This window comes from Mongoliibacter sp. (genome assembly GCF_007692705.1).
In the GTDB taxonomy this organism is placed as follows: domain Bacteria; phylum Bacteroidota; class Bacteroidia; order Cytophagales; family Cyclobacteriaceae; genus Mongoliibacter.
Map to the genome: position 1 here is coordinate 1 of NZ_REBN01000181.1, position 5455 is coordinate 5455.

Genomic DNA, 5455 nt, shown 5'->3' on the forward strand with positions numbered 1-5455 from the left:
AGATTTAGAGGGTTTGAAGGACTTTTTTATAAAAGCTTACGGAGAATCTACTGTTTTTCAGTCCGAGGCATTTTTAACTTACTACTTTCAGAATCCCTGGGAACCTTCATCAATATTCAAAGTCAATTGGATAGGATTGAATAATAAAGAGGAAGTGGTGTCTCACTACGGAGGGCTTCAATATCAGATGCATTTGGGGGATCAGTTAATTTCAGCTATTTGGGGAGTGAATGCCTATACTTTACCTGCCTGGAGAGGATTGGGGTTTAATGGTACCTTGGTAAATAAACTGTTTGAAGAAAACCCCATAAATGCAACTTTGGGGATGGCTCTTGAGACCCATAAATTCTATAAAAAACTGGGATATAATGTTTTTGACCATAAAAGAATGAAGCGCTATATTTTTAATCTTAGCGAGAAGACTTTTGAGTTGGTAAAGGATATGGGGTATCAGGTAGAGAGGGCCCAAACCTTAGTGGGGTTAAATAAAGAGGTTTTGGAAATAGCTTCGGCTGATAATATTATCATGTTAAAAGATGAGCATCTTGATCGCATAAACATAGTTTATGATCAAAAGGCTGTCTGTACGACTTTCAGGGATTCAGAATTTTTAAAGTGGAGGTTTCTTAACCACCCTTTTATCGATTACAAGGTGTTTGGTTTTCTGGGAAATAATGGATTGGCAGCATATTTGGCTATAAGGTTAGAAGAGCTTCAGCCAAGTAATAGTAAAGTTGCCAGAATTATAGATATGTATGGAGATTCAGATGGTATACAGGATCTACTTGCCCATGTTATAGCTTGGTGTAAAAAGCAGGCTTGCTTGTACCTGGATTTTTCTAAAATTGGGGACCTTTACAGTGAGGAGTTATTAAACGCGGGTTTCAAGGAATTGGAAGAGGAAGATGTGGTGCTTTTCCCCCAAGTTTCAGCGCCTGTTGTTCCCAGACCAAATCATGAATACCTGGCTTTACAGAGTGTTTATCATAATGAATATATTCAGAAACTGGGTATTGGCGATATTTATTTTACGAGGATGGATTCTGATAGGGATCGTATTGCAAAGGTTAACCAAATCAATTCATGATCAATAGCAAAGTAACTATAGTCATGTACCACTATGTCCGTGATCTAAAAAGATCCAGGTTTCCAGGGATCAAAGGATTGGATGTAGGATTGTTTGAAGAACAGGTAAAGTACATGCAGAGACACTATACCTTAATCCGTATGGAAGACCTGATTGAATCGGTGGTTTCGGGTAAGACACTTCCTGAAAGAGCAGCTTTGCTGAGCTTCGATGATGCCTATATGGATCACTTTACCAACGTATTTCCTTTACTTTATAATATGGGAATACAGGGTTCTTTTTATGTTCCTGCAGGAATGGTTATGGAAAATAAAGTATTGAATGTTAATAAGATACACTTTGTTCTGGCCATAGAAAGTGATGTTCAAAAGTTGATCAGAAGAATTTTTGAGGAGGTTCGTAAAATCAGAAAAGACGTAGCATTGCCCACCCCTGAAACACTGTATGAGCAATACGCCATTACAAATGGGAAGGATACCGATGAGGTGATGTTTGTCAAAAGAATGTTGCAAAAAGTAATGCCTCAACCTTTTAGGACTGATCTTGTGAATAGCCTCTTTGAAGAAGCGGTGGGTATGGATGAGGCCACCTTCAGCAGAGAGCTATACATGGATAAAACGCAGATGCAGACTATGGTAGGTAGTGGTATGCATCTGGGCAATCATGCCTACAGTCACCCTTGGCTAAACACGTTGAGCAAGGAAGAACAGGAAAAAGAAATATTGGCTTGCAATGCCCTTCTTGATAGTATTGGAGTCGATATGGAACTTTGGACTATGTGTTTTCCTCATGGAGGTTACAATCAGGATACCTTAGACATATTAAAAAAACACAATTGTAAACTTGGTCTTGCTGTAAATGTAGATATTGCAGATATTAAGAGAGATAATGTCTTTACTCTTCCAAGGTTGGATACCAATGATTTACCAAAAGTCAGAGATGCCAAGCACAACCCCTGGTTATCTAAAGCTTAATCTTTTTCGATTGCTTTAATTTAACTTACCCCATCTTTTATGTCATTCTCTTTCAAAAACCAGCTTTATAAAGTCTATAGGGCATTTTACCGAAATACTCCTTCACATAAAAGAGAACTTGAAAACTCAAAAGCCCAATTTTTAAAAGATAATGAAAGAGCAGATAACATATTAGGTCAGTTGGGGCTTCGACATGATAAGGTAGTTTTAAATGGCCCATTTCAGGGCCTAAAGTATATTGACCAAGCATCAGGAAGTATGTTGTTGCCTAAGTTGATTGGATCATATGAAGAACCCATACAGAAATGGATTGAAGAAATTCTGCATTCGGAACAATACCAGCAGATTTTGGATATAGGCTGTGCAGAGGGCTATTATGCCGTTGGTTTTGCACAAAAACTTCCAAACACCAAGGTTACAGCCTGTGATATCAATCCAGTGGCGCTTAATTTGGCTAAGGAGATGTCTAAGTTGAATCAATTAAATAATATTCAGTTTTTGCAAAATATTGATACCACCGAACTTGCGGAGTATTGTAAACCGAAGACCCTGATTTTTTGTGATATTGAAGGCTATGAAGCACAGTTACTTAATCCTGCAAGTATCCCTAAGCTGAAATTTGTGGATATTCTTTTGGAAGCTCATGACTGTTTTATACCTGGATTATCTGAGGTTTTGATGGATAGGTTTTCCAAAACACACCAGATTCAGTTGGTTATGGATTACCCTACACGTATAAACAAATATGCCCACCCTGCTTTGAATGTTGAAGATTATGCTTTTGCCACAGACGAAAAAAGACCTGCCAAAATGAGATGGATTTATTTCAGGTCATTGACAGAAAAATAAATATGATTTACTAAATCTAAAATCTTTTACCTGAATTTCAGGTCATAGTTGGGACGAAACCCTAAAAACTTATAGTAGAGTTTTTAGGGTTTCGTTTTTTTTTGTTATTTCGGAGATATTATTAGTAGGTTAGTTCATTAAAGTTGTTGGAGTTTGGTGTGTTGTCTGAAAGAAATGATAAGCAGCACTATGGATAAAACTAAATTTGAAAATCTACTCCAGGATTTTAAGTAATTCAGGTAACTCATGGCAGGTTTCCGTGAATACCTGATACTTTGAGCAATATCGTTTCCCTTACAATTGAGTGCTTATTGCATACACATATGGTATGAATACCTTTTTTGAAGAACTTTATTGAAATTTAATTACGAATATGATCAAATAATTTATTTTTGAAGGTGAAAAAAATTTTAGGATTATCCGCTTTTTATCATGACTCGGCGGCAGCATTACTTATTGGCGGTGAGATAATTGCCGCAGCCCAAGAGGAACGGTTTACCAGGCAGAAACACACTCCTGACTTTCCCATACATGCCATCCGTTACTGTCTGGAGGAAGCAGGGTTGAGCATAGATGAGTTGGATGCAGTGGTTTTCTATGACAAGCCTTTGCTGAAATTCGAAAGACTTTTAGAAACCTACTATGCCTTTGCACCTAAAGGATTGGTGTCTTTTCTCAAAGCTATTCCGGTATGGTTGGATGAAAAGATGTTTCTTAAGAAGCTGATTAAAGATGGACTTAAGGAGGTGGGCACATATGACAAGAAAAAGCTAAATCTGCTATTTTCAGAGCATCATCTTTCACATGCAGCAAGTGCTTTTTTTCCATCCAAATTCCAGAAAGCCGCAGTATTGACCATAGACGGCGTAGGAGAGTGGTCCACTGCTTCAATCGGATTGGGAGAAGGAAATAGTTTTCAGATGCTCAAGGAATTGGAATTTCCGCATTCTGTGGGACTTCTCTACAGTGCATTTACGTATTTTTTGGGTTTTACAGTCAATTCCGGAGAATATAAACTGATGGGGCTTGCACCTTACGGTAATCCGGATGATGAACAGACTTTGGAATATGAGAAAAAAATAAAAGAGCATCTCGTAGATATAAAGGAGGATGGTTCTATTTGGCTTGACCAGAAATATTTCAATTATGCCACAGGCTTAAGAATGGTCAAAGATGAGTCTTGGGAAAAAATCTTTGGGTTTAAAAGGAGAGGCCCTGAAGATCAGCTTGAACAGCATCATTGCAACCTGGCATTGGCTATACAGCGAGTGACAGAAGAAATAGTGATCAAGATGGCCATTACAGCAAAGGAAATATGTAAGGCTGATTATTTATGTCTTGCAGGTGGGGTAGCTTTGAATTGTGTGGCTAATGGGAAACTGTTGCAAAAAGGAATTTTCAAGGATATTTACATTCAACCTGCTGCCGGTGATGCGGGAGGGGCGCTTGGCGCAGCCTTGGCTATCAGCCACATATATTTTGATGAAGAAAGGTTATACAGTAAGGATTCGGACCAAATGAAGGGCTCTTACTTAGGGCCTGAATATTCTGATAAGGAAATACTATCAATGAATAAGAAAGTGAAAGCAGTGTACGAACAGTACAGTGATTTCAATGCATTGACAGAATTCGTGGCCTCGAAGATTGCAGAAGGTAAGGTGGTAGGTTGGTTTCAGGGAAGGATGGAGTTTGGTCCAAGGGCTTTGGGCAACAGAAGTATTTTGGGAGATGCACGGAATCCGGAAATGCAAAAAAAGCTGAACCTCAAGATCAAATACAGAGAGGGTTTTAGGCCATTTGCACCATCCGTTTTGGCAGAAAAATGCGGGGAATATTTTGAGCTGCAGGAAGAATCCCCCTATATGCTGATTGTAGCTCCGGTTTTGGAAAAAAGAAGAAAAATGTTGCCAGAAAATTATCATCATATGAGCCTTTGGGAAAAGCTTTATAAAGAAAGGAGTGACATTCAGTCAGTAACGCACCTGGATTTTTCTGCCAGGATTCAGACCGTTCATCAAGATACCAATCCCCGATATTGGTCATTGATAGCTGAATTTGAAAAATTAACAGGCTATGGATTATTGGTGAATACTTCTTTTAATGTTCGCGGAGAACCGGTAGTATGTACCCCTTTTGATGCTTATAGGTGTTTTATGAGTACAGAGATGGATTATTTGGTAATTGGTGATTTTGTGTATATCAAAAATCAACAACCGGATTGGGAAAATAAAGAAAAGTGGATGGTTGAATTTAAACCTGATTGATGATGTCAAGCTACGCGGGAGTGATTAGGCTTTTTTTATGGGTTTTTGTTTTGCTTTATATCTCCATTGGATCTAAAGATGAATTTCCATTTTTGTTTTATCCATTGAGAGTTTTGGTAATATTGATGATTGCAGTTGAGGTGGCAATCCTATGTAAAAAAATATTTTATAGTTCAATTTCTGAAACTATCAAGAACCTTACCTTATCAGTGGCCAGTTTCCTGGTTGTTTTCCTATTGATTGATATCCTGTTTATGTTCGTTCCACGTACACATGGCACA

5 protein-coding genes are annotated in these 5455 nt (G+C 38.2%); all 5 read left to right on the forward strand.

Annotation, left to right across the window (positions count from 1 at the left end; all coding sequences use genetic code 11):
• A partial coding sequence (locus EA341_RS12795; RefSeq protein ID WP_293015085.1) for a GNAT family N-acetyltransferase occupies positions 1–1087 on the forward strand: 1087 nt, incomplete at its 5' end.
• Positions 1084–2061, forward strand: a complete 978-nt coding sequence (locus tag EA341_RS12800) for a polysaccharide deacetylase family protein (RefSeq protein ID WP_293015087.1) — start codon at positions 1084–1086, stop codon at positions 2059–2061. The genes EA341_RS12795 and EA341_RS12800, both read left to right, overlap by 4 nt.
• A gap of 39 nt (positions 2062–2100) precedes the next feature.
• On the forward strand, positions 2101–2910 hold the full coding sequence (locus EA341_RS12805; protein ID WP_293015091.1) for a class I SAM-dependent methyltransferase: 810 nt from the start codon (positions 2101–2103) through the stop codon (positions 2908–2910).
• Between the two features lie 398 nt (positions 2911–3308).
• Positions 3309–5174, forward strand: coding sequence for a carbamoyltransferase (locus EA341_RS12810; RefSeq protein ID WP_293015094.1), 1866 nt, complete (start codon positions 3309–3311; stop codon positions 5172–5174).
• On the forward strand, positions 5174–5455 hold a 282-nt coding region (locus tag EA341_RS12815), incomplete at its 3' end, for a hypothetical protein (RefSeq protein WP_293015097.1). The genes EA341_RS12810 and EA341_RS12815, both read left to right, overlap by 1 nt.

Coding starts and splice junctions, on each gene's coding strand:
- EA341_RS12800 (WP_293015087.1), top strand. CDS start 1,084: ATGATCAATAGCAAAGTAACTATAGTCATGTACCACTATGTCCGTGAT.
- EA341_RS12805 (WP_293015091.1), top strand. CDS start 2,101: ATGTCATTCTCTTTCAAAAACCAGCTTTATAAAGTCTATAGGGCATTT.